Annotated in this window: 22 protein-coding genes and 1 pseudogene; 21 read left to right on the top strand and 2 right to left on the bottom strand. The window is 75.3% G+C overall.

All coding sequences use genetic code 11. The features are described from left to right. Positions 1–177 precede the first annotated feature (177 nt). The 16 genes from rpsP (at position 178) to ACI78U_RS19325 (ending at position 12,105) form a co-directional block, all read left to right on the top strand. Positions 178–642: a 30S ribosomal protein S16 gene (gene rpsP / locus ACI78U_RS19400; protein ID WP_456877026.1), complete on the top strand. Its 465-nt coding sequence runs from the start codon at positions 178–180 to the stop codon at positions 640–642. Between the two features lie 3 nt (positions 643–645). Beyond that, positions 646–882 carry an RNA-binding protein gene (locus ACI78U_RS19395; RefSeq protein WP_456877025.1) on the top strand — a complete coding sequence of 79 codons (237 nt, stop codon included), beginning with the start codon at positions 646–648 and terminating at the stop codon, positions 880–882. A 17-nt stretch (positions 883–899) separates the two neighbouring features. Next, positions 900–1,424 carry a ribosome maturation factor RimM gene (gene rimM, locus ACI78U_RS19390; protein WP_456877024.1) on the top strand — a complete coding sequence of 175 codons (525 nt, stop codon included), beginning with the start codon at positions 900–902 and terminating at the stop codon, positions 1,422–1,424. Further along, entirely contained in the window at positions 1,421–2,161 is a 741-nt protein-coding gene (gene trmD, locus ACI78U_RS19385; RefSeq protein ID WP_456877023.1) for a tRNA (guanosine(37)-N1)-methyltransferase TrmD, read from the top strand. Before rimM ends, trmD begins: the two co-directional genes overlap by 4 nt. Then, the gene (locus ACI78U_RS19380) at positions 2,154–2,654 is read left to right on the top strand and encodes an NUDIX hydrolase (protein ID WP_456877022.1); all 501 of its coding nucleotides are present in this window, start codon (positions 2,154–2,156) and stop codon (positions 2,652–2,654) included. The genes trmD and ACI78U_RS19380 overlap by 8 nt, the downstream gene beginning before the upstream one ends. Before the next feature lie 176 nt (positions 2,655–2,830). Continuing rightward, positions 2,831–3,187, top strand: coding sequence for a 50S ribosomal protein L19 (gene rplS / locus ACI78U_RS19375; RefSeq protein ID WP_456877021.1), 357 nt, complete (start codon positions 2,831–2,833; stop codon positions 3,185–3,187). 78 nt (positions 3,188–3,265) lie between these two features. Beyond that, complete coding sequence (gene lepB / locus ACI78U_RS19370; protein WP_456877020.1) at positions 3,266–4,171, top strand: signal peptidase I; 906 nt, start codon at positions 3,266–3,268, stop codon at positions 4,169–4,171. 258 nt (positions 4,172–4,429) lie between these two features. Then, positions 4,430–5,146 (top strand): LuxR C-terminal-related transcriptional regulator, encoded by a 717-nt coding sequence (locus ACI78U_RS19365; RefSeq protein WP_456877019.1) that lies wholly within the window; start codon positions 4,430–4,432, stop codon positions 5,144–5,146. A gap of 229 nt (positions 5,147–5,375) precedes the next feature. Continuing rightward, entirely contained in the window at positions 5,376–6,176 is an 801-nt protein-coding gene (locus ACI78U_RS19360) for a ribonuclease HII (protein ID WP_456877018.1), read from the top strand. Next, the gene (locus tag ACI78U_RS19355) at positions 6,173–6,493 is read left to right on the top strand and encodes a DUF2469 domain-containing protein (protein ID WP_387993427.1); all 321 of its coding nucleotides are present in this window, start codon (positions 6,173–6,175) and stop codon (positions 6,491–6,493) included. The genes ACI78U_RS19360 and ACI78U_RS19355 overlap by 4 nt, the downstream gene beginning before the upstream one ends. A gap of 131 nt (positions 6,494–6,624) precedes the next feature. Then, positions 6,625–6,984 (top strand): YraN family protein, encoded by a 360-nt coding sequence (locus tag ACI78U_RS19350; RefSeq protein ID WP_456877017.1) that lies wholly within the window; start codon positions 6,625–6,627, stop codon positions 6,982–6,984. Continuing rightward, positions 6,981–8,501 (top strand): YifB family Mg chelatase-like AAA ATPase, encoded by a 1,521-nt coding sequence (locus ACI78U_RS19345; protein ID WP_456877016.1) that lies wholly within the window; start codon positions 6,981–6,983, stop codon positions 8,499–8,501. Before ACI78U_RS19350 ends, ACI78U_RS19345 begins: the two co-directional genes overlap by 4 nt. Continuing rightward, complete coding sequence (gene dprA, locus ACI78U_RS19340; protein ID WP_456877015.1) at positions 8,498–9,814, top strand: DNA-processing protein DprA; 1,317 nt, start codon at positions 8,498–8,500, stop codon at positions 9,812–9,814. Before ACI78U_RS19345 ends, dprA begins: the two co-directional genes overlap by 4 nt. An 84-nt stretch (positions 9,815–9,898) precedes the next feature. Then, complete coding sequence (locus ACI78U_RS19335) at positions 9,899–10,834, top strand: tyrosine recombinase XerC (RefSeq protein ID WP_456877014.1); 936 nt, start codon at positions 9,899–9,901, stop codon at positions 10,832–10,834. A gap of 88 nt (positions 10,835–10,922) precedes the next feature. Then, positions 10,923–11,726, top strand: coding sequence for an RNA polymerase sigma factor WhiG (whiG, locus tag ACI78U_RS19330; protein ID WP_456877013.1), 804 nt, complete (start codon positions 10,923–10,925; stop codon positions 11,724–11,726). A gap of 7 nt (positions 11,727–11,733) precedes the next feature. After that, the gene (locus ACI78U_RS19325; protein ID WP_456877012.1) at positions 11,734–12,105 is read left to right on the top strand and encodes an antibiotic biosynthesis monooxygenase family protein; all 372 of its coding nucleotides are present in this window, start codon (positions 11,734–11,736) and stop codon (positions 12,103–12,105) included. Here the strand turns inward: ACI78U_RS19325 and ACI78U_RS19320 are convergent. Together ACI78U_RS19320 and ACI78U_RS19315 are read right to left on the bottom strand one after the other, a co-directional pair. After that, on the bottom strand, positions 12,033–12,635 hold the full coding sequence (locus tag ACI78U_RS19320; protein ID WP_456877011.1) for a TMEM175 family protein: 603 nt from the start codon (positions 12,633–12,635) through the stop codon (positions 12,033–12,035). The two genes, ACI78U_RS19325 and ACI78U_RS19320, sit on opposite strands and share 73 nt — an antisense overlap. Before the next feature lie 48 nt (positions 12,636–12,683). After that, positions 12,684–13,190, bottom strand: a complete 507-nt coding sequence (locus tag ACI78U_RS19315) for a M23 family metallopeptidase (RefSeq protein ID WP_456877010.1) — start codon at positions 13,188–13,190, stop codon at positions 12,684–12,686. Between the two features lie 300 nt (positions 13,191–13,490). Here ACI78U_RS19315 and rpsB point away from each other — a divergent pair, with 300 nt between their 5' ends. The 5 genes and pseudogenes from rpsB to ACI78U_RS19290 form a co-directional block, all read left to right on the top strand. Beyond that, on the top strand, positions 13,491–14,432 hold the full coding sequence (gene rpsB / locus ACI78U_RS19310) for a 30S ribosomal protein S2 (protein ID WP_456877009.1): 942 nt from the start codon (positions 13,491–13,493) through the stop codon (positions 14,430–14,432). Positions 14,433–14,524: 92 nt separating this feature from the next. Continuing rightward, positions 14,525–15,340 carry a translation elongation factor Ts gene (gene tsf / locus ACI78U_RS19305; RefSeq protein WP_456877008.1) on the top strand — a complete coding sequence of 272 codons (816 nt, stop codon included), beginning with the start codon at positions 14,525–14,527 and terminating at the stop codon, positions 15,338–15,340. A gap of 167 nt (positions 15,341–15,507) precedes the next feature. Next, positions 15,508–16,296, top strand: coding sequence for a UMP kinase (gene pyrH, locus ACI78U_RS19300; RefSeq protein WP_456877007.1), 789 nt, complete (start codon positions 15,508–15,510; stop codon positions 16,294–16,296). 67 nt (positions 16,297–16,363) lie between these two features. Beyond that, a complete protein-coding gene (frr, locus tag ACI78U_RS19295; RefSeq protein ID WP_456877006.1) occupies positions 16,364–16,921 on the top strand; it encodes a ribosome recycling factor in 558 nt (185 codons plus the stop codon). Positions 16,922–16,942: 21 nt separating this feature from the next. Further along, a pseudogene (locus ACI78U_RS19290) lies at positions 16,943–17,196 on the top strand (hypothetical protein); the annotation flags it as partial.

Genomic DNA, 17,196 nt, shown 5'->3' with positions numbered 1-17,196 from the left:
GCCGACCCCGCCTGGTTCCTGCACGTCCCGCCGCGTCTGGCATCATGGACGGTCGAACACGGCGGCGCGCGGCCCTCTCACCGACGTCGGCCGTGTCCCTGGCTCCGCCCCGGCGTAACCCCACGCGTCCGTCCGGCGAGCACCGACGAACAGCGTTCGAGGAGAATCCGAGCCACCGTGGCCACCAAGATCAAGCTCATGCGTCTGGGCAAGATGCGTGCTCCGTACTACCGCATCGTCGTCGCCGACTCGCGCACCAAGCGCGACGGCCGCTCGATCGAGACGATCGGCAAGTACCACCCGAAGGAGGACCCCTCCTTCATCGAGGTCGACAGCGAGCGCGCGCAGTACTGGCTCGGCGTCGGCGCCCAGCCCACCGAGGCCGTCGCGGCCATCCTCCGCGTCACCGGTGACTGGCAGAAGTTCAAGGGCGAGCCGGCTCCGCCGCCCATGAAGGTCGCCGCCCCCAAGCCCGACCGCAAGGCCCTCTACGAGGAGGCCGTCCGCAGCTCCGGCGAGGAGCCGGCCGCGGGTGCCACCACCCCGAAGAAGAAGGCCGCCCCCAAGGCCGACGCCGCCGGGGACACCGCCGCCGCCGACACCCCCGCCGGTGACGCCGCGGCCGAGACGCCCGCCGAGTAAGACGTGCTCGAAGAGGCGCTCGAGCACCTGGTCAAGGGCATCGTCGACCACCCGCGTGAGGTCACCGTCGACCTCGTCGGCGGTCGCCGCGGCAAGACCCTCGAGGTCCGGGTCCACCCCGACGACCTCGGCAAGGTGATCGGCCGTGGCGGCCGCACGGCCAAGGCCCTGCGCACCGTCATGGCCGGGGTCGGCGGCCGCGGCCTGCGGGTCGACGTCGTCGACACCGACGGGCGCTGAGCCCCCGCGTCCCGGACGTGGGACCCACTCCACCGGACACCGTGGTGGTCGGCCGCATCGGCCGGCCCCACGGTGTCCGCGGTGAGGCCACCGTCGAGGTCCGCACCGACGACCCCGACGCCCGGTTCCGTCCCGGCGCGGTGCTGCGCACCGACCCCGCCGGCCGAGGACCGCTGACCGTCGCCGGCGCCCGCTGGCACCGTGAGGTGCTGCTGCTCGCCTTCGAGGGGTACGACAGCCGCGAGGCGGTCGAGACCCTGCGCGACACCCTGCTCGAGGTCCCGGTCGAGGAGCTCCCCGACCTCGAGGACCCCGACACGTACTACGACCACCAGCTCGTCGGGCTCGCCGCGCGGCTCCCCGACGGCTCGCCGCTGGGTGAGGTCACCGCCGTCCGCCACGAGGGCGCCGACCTGCTGGTCGTGCGCCGCACCGGCGACGGCGAGCTGCTGGTCCCGTTCGTCGCCGCGATCGTGCCGACCGTCGACGTCGCCGGCGGTGTCGTGGTCGTCGACCCGCCCGAGGGGCTGCTCGACCTGTGAGCGGCTTCCGGGTCGACGTCGTCACCATCTTCCCCGAGTACCTGGCCCCACTGCGGCAGTCGCTGCTGGGGAAGGCCGCCGAGCGCGGGCTGGTCTCCGTCGGCGTGCACGACCTGCGGCAGTGGACCGACGACGTGCACCGCACCGTCGACGACGCCCCCTACGGCGGCGGTCCCGGCATGGTCATGCGCCCGGAGCCGTGGGCGCGGGCGCTGGAGGCGGTCCGCCCGCCCGGCGCGCGGCTGGTCGTCCCGACACCGGCCGGGCGCCCGTTCACCCAGGCCGTCGCCGCGCAGTGGGCCGCCGAGCCCGGCCTGGTCTTCGCCTGCGGCCGCTACGAGGGCATCGACCAGCGGGTGGCCGAGTGGGCGGCCCGGTCGGGCCCGGTCTCCGAGGTCTCCATCGGCGACTACGTGCTGGCCGGCGGCGAGTCGGCGGTGCTGGTGATGGTCGAGGCGGTGACCCGGCTGATCCCCGGCGTCGTGGGCAACCGCGAGTCGGTGGAGTTCGACTCGCACGCCGACGGCCTGCTCGAGGGCCCCTCCTACACCCGGCCGGCGTCGTGGCGCGGTCTCGGCGTCCCGCCGGTGCTGCTGTCGGGCGACCACGCCGCGGTGGCGCGCTGGCGGCGCGCGGAGTCCCTGCGGCGCACCGCCGAGCGCCGTCCCGACCTGCTGGCCGCGTTGCCCGAGGACGCGCTGACCCCGGCCGACCGGGCGGTCCTCGACGGTGCCTGACCGGCCGTGGGTGCGCCCGACCGCGCGGGTCGTCGTCCTCGACCCCGACGGGCGGGTGCTGCTGCTCGGTGCCCGGCTGACCGACCCCGCTGTCCCGCCCGGGGACGTGCTGTTCTGGTACACGCCCGGCGGGGGAGTGGAGGACGGCGAGAGCGTCCGCGCGGCCGCCGTCCGGGAGCTGGCCGAGGAGATCGGGCTGGTCGTCGAGCCGGCCGCGCTCGAGGGGCCGGTGTGGCTCCGCCGGCACGTGGGCCCGTTCGCCGGCGTCGACGTCGACAGCCGCGAGACCTTCTTCGTGCTGCGCGACGTCGTCCACGAGGTCGACCCCGCCGGCCGCACGGAGCTGGAGCTGCTCGGCGAGGAGCCGCACCGCTGGTGGACGGCCGAGGAGGTCGCCGCGAGCGACGAGGAGTTCGCGCCCCGGGAGCTGGCCGCCGTGCTGCCCGAGCTGCTCACCGGGCCGTGGCGCCGGCCACCCCGCGTGGTCGACTGACCTCCCGCGCTCGGCACGCCGGCCCGGATGTGGCACAGTAGAGAGTCGCTGCAGACCGGAGGCGCCCGCCGACGGGCACTCCCTCCCGGAGTCGCAGCCGCACACCTGGTCCGGAGCGTGGGGCACCCCGCTGCCGGGCCGACGACGAGCCACTGCTGAGACCGAGGAATGCTGCGATGAACACCCTGGACGTACTCGACGCCGACTCGCTGCGCGACGACATCCCCGAGTTCCGCCCCGGGGACACCGTCAAGGTGCACGTCCGCGTCGTCGAGGGCAACCGCTCGCGCATCCAGGTCTTCCAGGGCGTGGTCATCCGCCGCCAGGGCGGCGGGATCCGCGAGACCTTCACCGTCCGCAAGGTCAGCTTCGGCGTGGGCGTCGAGCGCACCTTCCCGGTGCACACCCCGGTCGTCGAGAAGATCGAGGTCGTCACCCGCGGTGACGTGCGTCGCGCCAAGCTGTACTACCTCCGCGAGCTGCGCGGCAAGGCCGCCAAGATCAAGGAGAAGCGCGAGACCGTCGCGCGCTGACGGCTCCGCACGACGCCGAGGCCCGGGGCGACCGGGCCTTCCCCCGGCGGGTCCTCCACGGCCGTACGCTGACTCCCGATGAGCAGTGACCGGTCCGGGGGGCCCGCCGACGTCGTCCCGGGGGAGGACCCCCCGCCCGAGGGCACCCCGTCCCGCCGGACCTGGCGACGCCGGCCCGCCCAGCCGGAGAAGAAGAGCTCGCTGCTGCGGGAACTGCCGATCCTGCTGGTCGTGGCCTTTGTGCTGGCGCTGCTGGTCAAGACCTTCCTGGCGCAGGCGTTCTTCATCCCGTCCGGGTCGATGGAGCAGACGCTGCACGGGTGCCCGGGCTGCACCGGCGACCGGGTGCTGGTGAACAAGGTCCCGTACTGGTTCGGCGATCCCGAACCCGGGGACATCGTGGTGTTCGAGGGCCCGGACACCTGGGTGCCCGAGGTCCAGATCGAGGAGCCGTCCAACTGGTTCACCGGCGCGCTGCTGTGGCTCGGCCGCGCCGTCGGCGTCGCGCCGCCCAGCGAGGACGACTACGTCAAGCGGGTCATCGCCACCGGCGGGCAGACCGTGCAGTGCTGTGACGCCGAGGGCCGGGTGACCGTCGACGGCGAGCCCATCGACGAGCCCTACGTCTACGAGAACTCCCCGCTGGAGCGCCGCGCCTTCGGCCCGGTCACCGTGCCCGAGGGCCGCCTGTGGGTCATGGGCGACCACCGCTCGGCCTCCGCGGACTCCCGCTCCCACATCGGCGACCGCTACGGCGGCACGATCGCCGTCGACGACGTCATCGGCAAGGCCGCGCTCATCGTGTGGCCGATCGACCGCTTCGGCACCCTCGACTCCCCGGACATCCAGGGCCTGGAGGCCGCTGCGGCCGCCGAGGCCGCCGGCACGGTCGGGTCGGCGCTGCCCCTCGGGATGGGCCTGGCCGGCGCGCTGCCGGTGGCGATCTGGAACCGCAGCCGACGCCTGCGCCCGCCACCGGGCTGACCCTCCCCGTCTCCTCCGACGGCGCCGTCCCGCACCAGGGACGGCGCCGTCGCCGTTCACGGACCGGCATGCCGGACCATTCCCGAAATGGTCATCGCCATGTCGACAATGCCCGGCGGGTCGCCGAGTGGCGTTTCTCCTGTGACTGTCACCGCGCAACCGGGGCCGCACAGAAATCCTCAGAAAGTGTTCAAGCAAGGGTCAATACCGCCCGATGGAGTAGGTGAGAACAATCCGGTTCCCGAAATGGAGTAAGTCGTGTCCGCACCCCTGGCGAGCGCCACCCGCGGCGTCACCCGCGTGCTCCTCCTCGCCGACGCCCCCGTCCTGCGCCGCGGCCTGGTCAGCATGGTCAACGAGACCGCCGGCATGCAGTCGGTGGGCACCCCGGGCGAGCTGCGCCGGGCCCTGACCCTCGTCGAGACCGCCCGTCCCGACGCCGTGGTCGTGGAGCTGGGCGCCGGGCGCGCGGCCACCCTCAACGTCGTCCGCGACCTGCGCCGCCGCTTCCCGCGGGTCGCCGTCGTCGCGCTGGCCACCTCCGAGGACCCGGCCGTGGTGAACGAGGCCGTCGCCGCCGGTGTCCGCGGGTACCTGATGCTCAACACCTCGCCGACCCTGCTTGGCTGGGCCATCCTGGCTGCGCGCGCCGGCCGCACCGTGGTCGACCCGCAGATCCGCCGCGTCGAGCCCAGCGCCGCCCCGGTGGGCAAGCCGCTGACCCCCGAGGTGCCGCTGACCCGCCGCGAGTCCGACGTCCTCGACGAGCTCCTGCAGGGCCAGTCCAACCGGCAGATCGGCCGGAACCTGTTCATCAGCGAGGACACCGTCAAGTCGCACGTCAAGGCGATCCTGCGCAAGCTGGGTGCCCGCGACCGGGCGCACGCGGTCTCGCTCGTCCTCTCCTCCCGCGGCTCGGGTGCCTGCACCTGCGGCGCCCACGGCCTGACCGCCCCCTCCCCGGTGGAGGCCTGACGAAGGGCTCCTTCGCCCCCACCGCTCGCTCCGCTCGCGGCGGGCCCCTGCGAAGGAGCCGTTCCAGATCGTCTTCCGGACCGTCCGCCTCCTCGGCGGTCCGGACCGCGGGCCTCCCGGCCCGCTCCGGTCCGCGGGCCGGTCCCCTCTGACCCCGGGGACCGGCCCGCGGTCGTCCCGCCGGGCGCCGGCCCGGCCCGTCGGTGCGGCGTCGTAGTGTCGGACGGCGATGGCAGGCCGTCTTCCCCCCGCCCACCGGGCCGCCGCCGCACCGGCCGCCCGGACCCGCCGTCCCGCCGTGCTCGCGGCCGCCGGCACCGACACCCCCGGCGACGCGCTCTACGACATGGAGCGCTCGCTGCGCCGTCGCGGCTTCGCCGCCGTGGCCGGCGCCGACGAGGCCGGGCGCGGCGCGTGCGCGGGCCCGCTGGTGGCCGCTGCCTGCGTCCTGCCGGCCGGCCGCCGCGGCCGCGTCCCCGGGCTCGCGGACTCCAAGCTGCTGACCGCCGCCGCCCGGGAGCGCGTCTACGACGAGGTCGTCGGCCGCGCGCTCGCCTGGTCGGTGGTCGCGGTCCCGGTGGCCGAGCTGGACGCCCGCGGCATGCACGTCACCAACCTCGAGGCGCTGCGCCGCGCGGTGAGCGCGCTCGACCCCGCCGCCGACTACGTGCTCACCGACGGCTTCGCCGTGCCCGGGCTGGGCGTGCCGACCCTCGCCGTGTGCAAGGGCGACCGGGTCGCGGCCTGCGTGGCGGCGGCGTCGGTGCTGGCGAAGGTCACCCGGGACCGGATGATGCTCGACCTGCACGAGCGCTTCCCGGAGTACGACTTCGCGGTGCACAAGGGCTACACGACCGACGCGCACACCGCGGCGCTCGAGCGTCACGGTCCCTGCCCCGAGCACCGGTCCCGGTTCGTCAACGTCGTCCGCGCCCGCGACGCGCAGGCCGGACGTGGACTCCAGCTCACCGCCGCGGGCGGCATGGTCGATGATGGGGGCATGCGCACGATCTCCGGAGAGCCGCGATGAGCACCGAGGACCTGGAGAAGTACGAGACCGAGATGGAGCTCCAGCTCTATCGCGAGTACCGGGACATCGTCCGTCAGTTCACCTACGTGGTGGAGACCGAGCGCCGCTTCTACCTGGCCAACGCCGTCGACCTGCAGGTCCGCGAGGCCGGCGGCGAGGTGTTCTTCGAGCTCAAGCTCTCCGACGCCTGGGTCTGGGACATGTACCGCCCGGCCCGGTTCGTGCGCAACGTGCGGGTGCTGACGTTCAAGGACGTCAACGTCGAGGAGCTCGACAAGCCCGACCTCGAGCTGCCCGACGGGCCGCGCATCACCTGATCCGATCCGCACGCCCGGGAGGCTGACCGCCCGGGCCGACGGGACCGTCCCCGCCGTCCACAGCCCGGTCCGCCGTCCACAGGCGGCGTCCCTGTCCGACTCCCGGCGTCTCGACCGGCGACGGTCGGCGGGTGTCCACGACCACCGAACTCGGCAGCCGCGGCGAGTCGATCGCCGCGACCTACCTCACCGACGCCGGGCTGCGCGTCCTCGACCGCAACTGGCGCTGCCGCGACGGCGAGCTCGACATCGTCGCCCGCGAGGGCGCGGCGATCGTCTTCTGCGAGGTGAAGACCCGCCGCGGCACCGGCTTCGGCCACCCGGTGGAGGCGGTGCCGGCGGCCAAGCGGCGGCGGCTGCGCACGCTGGCCCAGCGCTGGCTCGCCGCCCACGACCAGCACGCGCCGGACCTGCGCTTCGACGTCGTCGGCGTGCTCGTCCCGGCGGTCGGCCCGGCCGTGGTCACCCACCTGCGCGGGGCGTTCTCGTGACCCTCGCCCGCACCTGGTCGGTCGGCCTGGCCGGGGTCTCCGGCGCCATGGTCGAGGTCGAGGTCGACATGTCCGCCGGCCTCCCCGGCGTCGTGCTGGTCGGCCTGCCCGACGCCGTCGTGCGCCAGTCGGTCGACCGGGTGCGAGCCGCCGTCGTCAACACCGGCGCTCCGTGGCCGATGCGCCGGATCACCATCGGGCTGTCCCCGGCGTCGATGCCCAAGCAGGGCAGCGGGTTCGACCTCGCACTGGCTGCCGCGGTCCTGGCGGCGGCGGGCACGCTGCCGGCCGACGCCGCCGACGGCCTGGTCCTGCTCGGCGAGCTCGGCCTCGACGGCTCGGTGCGTCCGGTGCGCGGCGTCCTCCCGGCGGTGCTGGCCGCGGCCCGGGCCGGGCACGCCACCGTCGTCGTCCCGGCCGGCAATGCCGACGAGGCGGCGCTGGTCGCCGGGGTGGAGGTGCTGGCCGCGGCCACGCTGGGCGACCTGGTGGCGCACCTGTCCGGCCGCGCCCGCCTCGTGCCGCACGTCCGGGGGCCACTGCCGCCCCCGGCACCCGTCCCCGACCTCGGGGACGTCGTCGGCCAGGCCGCGGGCCGACGCGCGGTCGAGGTGGCCGCCGCCGGCGGGCACCACCTGTTCCTCAGCGGCCCGCCCGGTGCGGGCAAGACGATGCTCGCCGAGCGGCTGCCCGGGCTGCTGCCGGTCCTCGACGAGGCGGCGGCGCTCGAGGTCACCGCCATCCACTCGGTCGCCGGCACCCTGCCGCCGGGTGCGCCGCTGGTGGGCCGGCCGCCGTTCGAGGCGCCGCACCACTCGGCCACGATGGCGGCCCTGGTCGGCGGCGGGTCGGGCGCGATCCGCCCCGGGGCACTGTGCCGGGCCCACCGCGGGGTGCTCTTCCTCGACGAGGCGCCGGAGTTCCCGCGGGCGACGCTGGACACGCTGCGCCAGCCGCTGGAGCGCGGGTCGGTGACCATCAGCCGGGCGGCGGGGTCGGCGACCTTCCCGTGCCGCGCGCAGCTGGTGCTGGCGGCCAACCCCTGCCCGTGCGCGAGCGCGGCCGGGGACGCCGCGTGCACCTGCAGCCCGCTGGAGCGGCGCCGCTACGGGTCACGGCTGTCGGGCCCGCTGCTCGACCGGATCGACCTGCGGGTGGAGCTGCCGCCGGTCACGCGGGCCGCGTGGCTGGCCACCGACGTGGCGCCCGAGTCCACCGCCGCGGTGGCCGCCCGGGTCGCCGCCGCGCGGGAGGCCGCGGCCGCCCGGCTGCGGGGGACCGGCCTGGTCCTCAACAGCCAGGTGCCCGGCCGGCTGCTGCGCGAGCGCTGGCCGGTGCCGCGTCCGGCGCTGGCCCTCGCCGAGCGGGCGCTCGACCGGGGGATGCTGTCGGTGCGGGGGCTGGACCGGGTGCTGCGCGTGGCGTGGACCGTGGCGGACCTGGCCGGCCGGACGGTCCCGGGCGCCGGTGACGTGGCCGAGGCGCTGGGCATGCGGCTGCAGCGGGCGGCGGCGTGAGCGCGCCGGCCCTCGAGGAGGACCTGGCCGCGGCGGTCGAGGACCCGCGCTCGGCCGACGGGGCCGCCGGGCTGCGGCGGGCGCGGGCCTGGCTGACCCGCGCGGCCGAGCCGGGCTCGGTCGACCTCTGGCGCTTCGTCGAGGACGCCGGCCCGGCCGCGGCGGTCGCGGCGCTGCGGGCCGGGACGGCGCCGCCGTCGGTCCGCGGGCTGGTCGGCGCCCGAGCGGACCAGGACGCCAGCCTGGCCGACCTGCGCCGCGCCGAGCGCTGCGGCGCACGGCTGGTGGTGCCCGAGGACGACGAGTGGCCCGCGCTGCCCCTGCACCCGCTGACGCTGGCCGCCTGCGGCGGTGTCGGTGGCGGGGACGGCGACGGGGTCGATGGCGGTGGCGGGGACGGCGACGGGGTCGGTCGCGGTGACGGCAGCGGCCGGCGTGACCGGACGACCGCGCTGGTGCCGCCGCTGGCGCTGTGGGTGCGCGGCGACGCCCGGCTCGACGAGACCGTCGACCGCTCGGTGGCCGTGGTGGGCGCCCGGGCGTCGACCGCCTACGGCGAGCACGTGGCCGCCGACCTCGGCGCGCAGCTGGGCGAGCGCGGCTGGACGGTCGTCTCCGGAGGCGCCTACGGCATCGACGTCGCCGCGCACCGTGGCGCGCTGGCCGTCGGGGCGCCCACCGTCGCGGTGCTGGCCTGCGGCGTGGACCGGGCGTATCCGGCGGCGCACTCGGCGGTGTTCGAGCGGATCGTCGACGGCGGCGGGCTGCTGGTCAGCGAGTGGCCGCCGGGCGCGGCGCCGCACCGGCACCGCTTCCTGGTCCGCAACCGGATCATCGCCGGGCTGACCCGGGGCACCGTGGTGGTCGAGGCCGCCGCCCGCTCCGGCGCCCAGGCCACCGCCCGGCGCGCCCGCGGGCTGGGCAAGCAGGTGCTGGTCGTACCCGGCCCGGTGACCAGCGCGATGTCGGTGGGCTGCCACGAGCTGCTGCGCGAGGAGGACACCGGTGCCCGACTGGTGAGCAACGCCGCGCAGGTCATCGAGGCGGTCGGCAGCCTGGGCGAGGACCTCGCCGCCCCGGTGGAGCGGCCGGACTCCCCGCGTGACGGCCTGTCCGACCTCGCCCGCCGGGTCCTCGACGCCTGCCCGGTGCGTGTCGGCGTCAGCGCCGAGCGGCTGGCCGCGGTCGCCGGCTGCGACCCGCTGGAGGCCATGCGGGTGCTCCCGGCGCTCGAGGTCGCCGAGCTCGTCCAGTGGACCGGCACCGGCTGGCGCCTGACCCCACCGCCGAAGGAGCAGCGCCGGGTGCGCTGAGGAGGGTGGGACGCCGGTTCCGTCGCCGACCGCCGACCGGCGCGGCGCCTTGACCGGGCGACGGCGCCGTCGGACGGTCGGACCGTGACCGCCCGGACCGCCGACGCCCGCGCCGCGCTGCCCCCGGCGCTCGCGGCGGCGCTCGAGGGCTACGAGGAGTTCCTGACCGGTGAGCGGGACCTGTCCCCGCACACCGTCCGCGGATACGTCACCGACGCCGTGTGGCTGCTCGACCACCTGGCCCGGCGCGGCGGCACCCGCGTCGACGAGCTCGACCTCGCGACCCTCCGCAGCTGGCTCGCCCAGGGCCGGACGAAGGGCGCCGGCCGGGCGACCACCGCCCGGCGCGCGGCCGCGGCCCGGTCCCTCACCGCGTGGCTGCGCCGCTCCGGGCTCACCCCCGAGGACGTGGGCCTGCGGCTGGTCAGCCCCAAGGCCCACCGCACGCTGCCCGACGTGCTCGCCCCCGACCAGGCCCGCGCGGTCGTCGAGTCCACCGCCGGCGCGGAGGACCCGGTGGGACTGCGCGACGCCGTCGTGCTGGAGCTGCTCTACGCCAGCGGCATCCGGGTGAGCGAGCTGGTCGGCCTCGACGTCGACGACGTCGACCGCGGCCGGCGGCTGCTGCGGGTCCTGGGCAAGGGCCGCAAGGAGCGCAGCGTCCCCTACGGCGCCCCCGCCGAGCGGGCCCTCGACGCCTGGCTGGTGCGCGGCCGCCCGGCGCTGGCCACCGCGGAGTCCGGCCCGGCGCTGCTGCTGGGGCTCCGCGGCCGCCGGCTCGACCCGCGCGAGGCCCGCCGGACGGTGCACGCCGCCGTCGCCCGCGCCCCCGGTGCCCCCGACGTCGGGCCGCACGGCTTGCGCCACTCCGCCGCCACCCACGTGCTCGAGGGCGGCGCCGACCTCCGCTCGGTCCAGGAGCTGCTCGGCCACGCTAGCCTCGCCACCACGCAGATCTACACGCACGTGACCGTCGAGCGGCTGCGAGCCGTGCACGCCCAGGCCCACCCCAGAGCCTGAGCGGTGCCCCGTGCCCGACGCGATCTCCACCACCGTTCCCCCGCGCCAGCGCGGGGCCCGAGCCCACCACGAAGCGGGGAGTCCTGACGTGCCCGAGGCGACCATCCACCGGATCGGCGGCCACCCCGACGAGGACGCCGACGCCGCCCTCGCCGACCTGTGGGCCCAGTACGTCGCCGACCGCGCGCCCGCGCTGCGCGACCGGCTGATCCTGCACTACGCGCCGCTGGTCAAGTACGTCGCCGGCCGGGTCGGCAGCGGCCTGCCCGCGCACGTCGAGCAGGCCGACCTGGTGTCCTACGGCACCTTCGGCCTCATCGACGCGATCACCCGCTACCAGCCCTCGCGCGAGGTCAAGTTCGAGAGCTACGCGATGGCCCGCATCCGCGGCGCGATCATCGACGAGCTCCGCAGCACCGACTGGATCCCGCGGTCGGTGCGCAACCGCGCCCGGCAGTTCGAGCGCACGGTCGCCGCCCTCGAGAGCCGGCTGCAGCGCAGCCCGACCGACGAGGAGATCGCCGCGGAGATGGACATGGACGTCGAGGAGGTGCGCCGGTTCCTCGGCCAGCTGTCGCTGGTCAACGTCGTCGCCCTCGACGAGCTGCTCACCGACGACGACGGCGGCGCGCCCCGGCTGGTCGACACGCTGCAGGACGCCAACGCGCTCGACCCGCAGGCCGTCGCCGAGCACGGCGAGTCCCGCCAGCTCCTGGCCCGCGCCGTCGAGCAGCTGCCCGAGCGGGAGAAGGTCGTCGTCAGCCTCTACTACTTCGAGGGGCTGACCCTGGCCGACATCGGCCGCGTCCTCGGCGTCACCGAGAGCCGCATCTGCCAGCTGCACACCAAGGCCGTGCTCCACCTGCGCACCAAGCTCGCCGACATCGCCTGAGGCGGCGGTGGTGCTCGAGCACGCGCTCCTCCCGGTCCGCCCCGGCCGGGAGGACGCCTTCGAGGCGGCATCCGCGCGCGCCCGGCCGATCGTCGAGGCGTCCCCGGGGTCCCGCTCGATGCGGCTGTCCCGCTGCCTCGAGCGCCCGGGCACCTACCTGCTCCTGGTCGAGTGGGAGCGGCTGGAGGACCACACGGAGGAGTTCCGCGGCTCGGCCGCCCACCAGGAGTGGAAGGCGCTGCTGCACAGCTTCTACGACCCGTTTCCGGTGGTCGAGCACGTCACCGACGTGGCGGCGAGCGGGGATCAGGCGGCAACGCGGCGCCGCAGCGCGGCCTCGATCGGCCCGGACAGGAACAGCAGGAACATCGCCCAGTAGTGCACGCCCGGCAGCAGCGTGCCGGCCGACAGGGCGGCGAGGAACAGCCCGCTGGCGACCAGTGACGGCCACGGAGGTCCGACCGGCGCTGCTGCGTCGCGGCGCAGGGCGGGGCGCCGCCACAGCAGCAGGCTGATCGTCGTGAGGCAGAACGAGCTCAGCGTGATCGTGCCGATGTAGAGCGCGACCGCGGGCCGGTCGGTGCCGTACCGGGCCGACACCTGAGTGGCGAACGGGAGCAGGACGATCGTGAGGATCCACAGCAGGTTGGCGGTGAGGAATGCCCGGTCGTAGGACCCCACGGTCTCGACCACCCGGTGGTGTACCAGCCAGAGCCGCGCGATGACGACGAAGCTGAGGGAGAAGGCGCCGATCTGCGACGACTCGTCGGCCAGCAGCGTGCCGAGGCCGGTCCGCGGCCCCGCGCCGTCGAGCAGCTCGGTCAGCGGCAGCACCAGCAGGGTGATGGCTATGGCGACGACCGCGTCGAGGAACGTGACGAAACGGTCGAGGCCCCGTTCGGTCTGCACCCCGCGCAGGCTAGGGGCGGCGGCCGGTCGGGCAGCGGTCCGCACGCGTCACCCGACCGGCAGCAGGCGCACCCGCGGCGGGCGCAGCAGGGACAGCGGGTCGAGGTAGGTCTCGCCCCGCCGGAGGCCCCAGTGCAGGCACGCCGCGACGGGGCAGCCCTCGTGGCCGGCGACCAGCGTGCCGAGCGGGTCGCCGCGCCGCACCGCCTGCCCGGCGCCCACGGTGGGCGTGACCGGTTCGTGGGTCGTCCGGAGCCCGTCGGGGTGGTCGACGCTGACCACCGGCCGCCCGGCGACCATCCCGGCGAAGGCGACGACGCCGTCGCCGGCCGTCCGGACCACGTCGCCGGGCGCTCCTGCGAGGTCCGCGCCACGGTGCCCGGGCCCGTACGGCGAGGGCGGGGGAGCGAAGGGCCGGGTCACCACCGGCGGGTCGCCGAGCGGGGACACCCACGGCGGGGCTGCGGCCGGAGCGGCCGGCCCGGCGACCGCCGCGACGGGGGCGAGGGCGGCCGCGCAGGCCACGAGGAGGACGAGGAGCAGGCGGGCGGGCACGCGCCCGAGCCTGCGCCGTCGCCGACCCCGGACGGGCCGACCGCCCCCACCTGTGGACGGACCGGACGGCGGGGGAGGAGCCCCGTCAGCACGGCGTATGCTGTCCGGTGCGACCCGTCCGTTCGGGTCGACTCCGCGCGTCCTCCTCCCGCCGCACCGGCGGGGCAGCCCCACCTCGGTCCCGGTCTCGCACCGGGTCGGTGGCGCCGCGGGACGCCAGGGCGGGCCGTCACCCGGCGCCCGCGTCAACCGAGGAGCGTGGCCGCCCGGCGGTCGCGCGCAGACAGGAAGGCTGCGGCCATGGCAGTCGTCAGCATGAAGCAGTTGCTCGACAGCGGCGTCCACTTCGGGCACCAGACCCGTCGCTGGAACCCCAAGATGAAGCGGTTCATCTTCACCGAGCGCAACGGCATCTACATCATCGACCTGCAGCAGACGCTCGGGTACATCGACTCGGCCTACGAGTTCGTCAAGCAGACGGTCTCGCACGGCGGCTCGATCCTCTTCGTCGGCACCAAGCGCCAGGCGCAGGAGGTCGTCGCCGAGCAGGCGCAGCGCGTCGGCATGCCCTACGTGAACCAGCGCTGGCTGGGCGGCATGCTCACCAACTTCTCCACCGTCCACAAGCGGCTCCAGCGGCTCAAGGAGCTCGAGGACATGGAGCAGACCGGCGTCATGGCCGGCCTGTCCAAGAAGGAACAGCTGGGCCTGACCCGCGAGAAGGCCAAGCTCGAGCGCAGCCTCGGCGGCATCCGCGACATGCAGAAGGTGCCCAGCGCCATCTGGATCGTCGACACCAAGAAGGAGCACATCGCCGTCGGCGAGGCCCGGAAGCTGGGCATCCCGGTCGTGGCGATCCTCGACACCAACTGCGACCCCGACGAGGTCGACTACAAGATCCCGGGCAACGACGACGCGATCCGCAGCATCACCGTGCTGACCCGCGTGGTCGCCGACGCCGTCGCCGAGGGCCTCATGGCCCGCTCGGCCGCGCAGGCCAACGCCGGTCGCGAGGACGGCGGCGAGCCGGCCATCGGCGGTGGCGAGCCGCTGGCCGACTGGGAGCGCGAGCTGCTCACCGGCCAGTCCGACGCCGCCCCGGCCGCGGACGCCGAGGCGACCCCGCTGCCCGAGACCCCCGTCGCCCCGCCGGCCGTGACCGCCGAGCAGGTCGCCCCGGTCGAGGGCGTGCCCGCCACCGGCGACACCGCCACCGGCACCCAGGGCGCCCAGAACGGCTGACCCGCCGGCGCCGCCGCCCCGCCCCCACCGGGTCGGGCGGCGGCGCCGCGGCACGTCCGCACCCATCCGCTCCAGATCCGTGAGGAAGTGACATGCCTGCCTTCACCGCCGCCGACGTCAAGCGGCTCCGCGACGCCACCGGCGCCGGCATGATGGACGCCAAGAAGGCCCTGACCGAGGCCGACGGCGAATACGACAAGGCCATCGAGCTGCTGCGCATCAAGGGCGCCAAGGACGTCGGCAAGCGCCTCGAGCGCTCGACGACCAACGGCATCGTCGTCAGCAAGCACGGTGCGCTGCTCGAGCTCGACTGCGAGACCGACTTCGTCGCCAAGAACGCCGACTTCGTGGCGCTCGCCGAGCGGCTGATCGAGATCGTCCTCGAGAAGTCGCCGGCCAGCCTCGACGCGCTGCTGGCCACCGAGGTCGACGGGCAGACCGTCGCCCAGCTCATCGAGGGCGAGTCCGCCCGCATCGGCGAGAAGCTCGTCCTGTCCCGCTTCGCCACCTTCGAGGGCCCGACCGCGGTGTACCTGCACAAGCGGGCCACCGACCTGCCCCCGGCCATCGGCGTCGCGGTGCAGTACCAGGGCGGCGACGAGGAGGCCGCGCGGTCGCTGGCGATGCACATCGCCGCCGCCCGCCCGCGCTACCTCACCCGCGACGAGGTCCCGGCCGAGGCGGTCGAGACCGAGCGCCGCGTGGCCGAGCAGACCGCCAAGGAGGAGGGCAAGCCCGAGCAGGCGATCGTCAAGATCGTCGAGGGCCGGGTCAACGCCTACTACAAGGACTTCGTCCTGCTCGAGCAGCCGTCGATCACCGAGCCCAAGCGCACGGTGAAGCAGATCCTCGACGACACCGGCCTGACCGTGCAGCGGTTCGCCCGCTTCGAGGTCGGCCAGGCGTAACGAGCCGCACAGGAGGACCCCGTCGTCCCCACCCGGCCCCGCTCCAGGGGCCCGCGCCGAGCGCGCGAGGTGGGGGTGGCGGGGTCCTCTGCTGTCCGGCCCCGGCTGGCGCCACCCGGGGCGTTTGGCAGGATCACGCAGAACGACGTCGAGCGAGGGATGAGCAGTTGACCGAGACCGCCGCGCCGCAGACGACCCCCCTGACGCACGCACCGCTGTCCGCACCCACCGCGTTCCAGCCCGCCGACGGCAGGGGCTACAAGCGGGTGCTGCTCAAGCTCTCCGGAGAGGCCTTCGGCGGCGGCAACGTCGGCGTCGACTCCGGCATCGTGCAGTCCATCGCCGGTCAGCTGGCCGCCGTCGTCCGCGGCGGCACGCAGGTCGCCGTCGTCGTCGGCGGGGGCAACTTCTTCCGGGGCGCGGAGCTCGCCGAGGCCGGGATGGACCGCCGGCACGCCGACTACATGGGCATGCTCGGCACCGTCATGAACGCCCTGGCGCTGCAGGCGTTCTGCGAGCAGGTCGGCCTGCAGACCCGGGTGCAGACGGCCATCGAGATGGGCCAGGTCGCAGAGCCCTACATCCCGCGCAAGGCCGTGCGACACATGGAGAAGGGCCGGCTGGTCATCTTCGGCGCCGGTGCCGGCATGCCGTACTTCTCCACCGACACCGTCGCCGCCCAGCGCGCCCTGGAGATCGGCTGCCAGGTGCTGCTCATGGCCAAGAACGGCGTCGACGGCGTCTACGACGACGACCCCCGCAGCAACCCCGACGCCGTCCTGTACGAGGACCTCGACTACGCCACCGTGCTGGCCAAGCAGCTCAAGGTCGCCGACGCGACGGCCATCAGCCTGTGCATGGACAACAGCATGCCCATCGTCGTCTTCAACCTGCTGAGCGACGGCAACATCGCCCGCGCCGTGGCAGGTGAGAGGATCGGGACGCTGATCAGCTGAGCGGGCGCGCCTCGCGCACGCCGCACCGCAGAGACGGCGGGACGCCCCGCCGCAGGAGGAGAGACCCGTGATCGACGACACCCTGCTCGACGCCGAGGAGCGGATGGACAAGGCCCTGTCGGTCGCGCGCGAGGACCTCGGCTCGGTGCGGACCGGCCGCGCCGCCCCGTCGATGTTCAACAAGATCCTCGTCGACTACTACGGCGCCCCGACTCCCGTGCCGCAGATGTCCTCGATCACCGTGCCCGAGGCGCGGATGGCGGTCATCAAGCCCTACGACAACAGCCAGCTCTCGGCGATCGAGCGGGCCATCCGCGACAGCGACCTGGGCGTCAACCCCACCAACGACGGCCAGATCATCCGCGTCGTCTTCCCGCAGCTGACCGAGGAGCGCCGCCGCGACCTGGTGAAGATGGCGCGGAGCAAGGGCGAGGACGCCAAGGTCGCCATCCGCAACGTGCGGCGCCGGGCCAAGGAGGAGCTCGACCGCATCGCCCGCGACGGCGAGGCCGGCGAGGACGACGTGCGCCGCGCGGAGAAGGAGCTCGACGACCTCACCGCCCAGCACGTCGCCAGCATCGACGACGCCGTGAAGAACAAGGAGGGCGAGCTGCTCGAGGTCTGAGCCGCTCACCCGGGCCCTGCCATGACCTCCCGTCCCGACGCCGCCGGGGCCGGCGCGTCGGGCGACGCCGCCGACACCGGGCCGATCCCGGTCGTCCGGCGCGTGTCGCCCCCGCCGCCACCCCCGCCGCTGTCGGCCACCGCCGCGCGCGGCCCCGCCACCGGACCGGTCCGGCCCGCCGCGCCGCCCACCAGCCCGCTCGCCGTGCCGCCGGTGCCCTCGCCGGCCACCCAGGAGATCGCCGTCCCGGCGCCGGCCCCCGCGGGGGCCGGCGC

The organism is Geodermatophilus sp. SYSU D00710 (genome assembly GCF_054050195.1).
The sequence above is the reverse complement of the archived record's forward strand: the minus strand, read 5'-3'. Positions and strand labels throughout refer to the sequence as shown.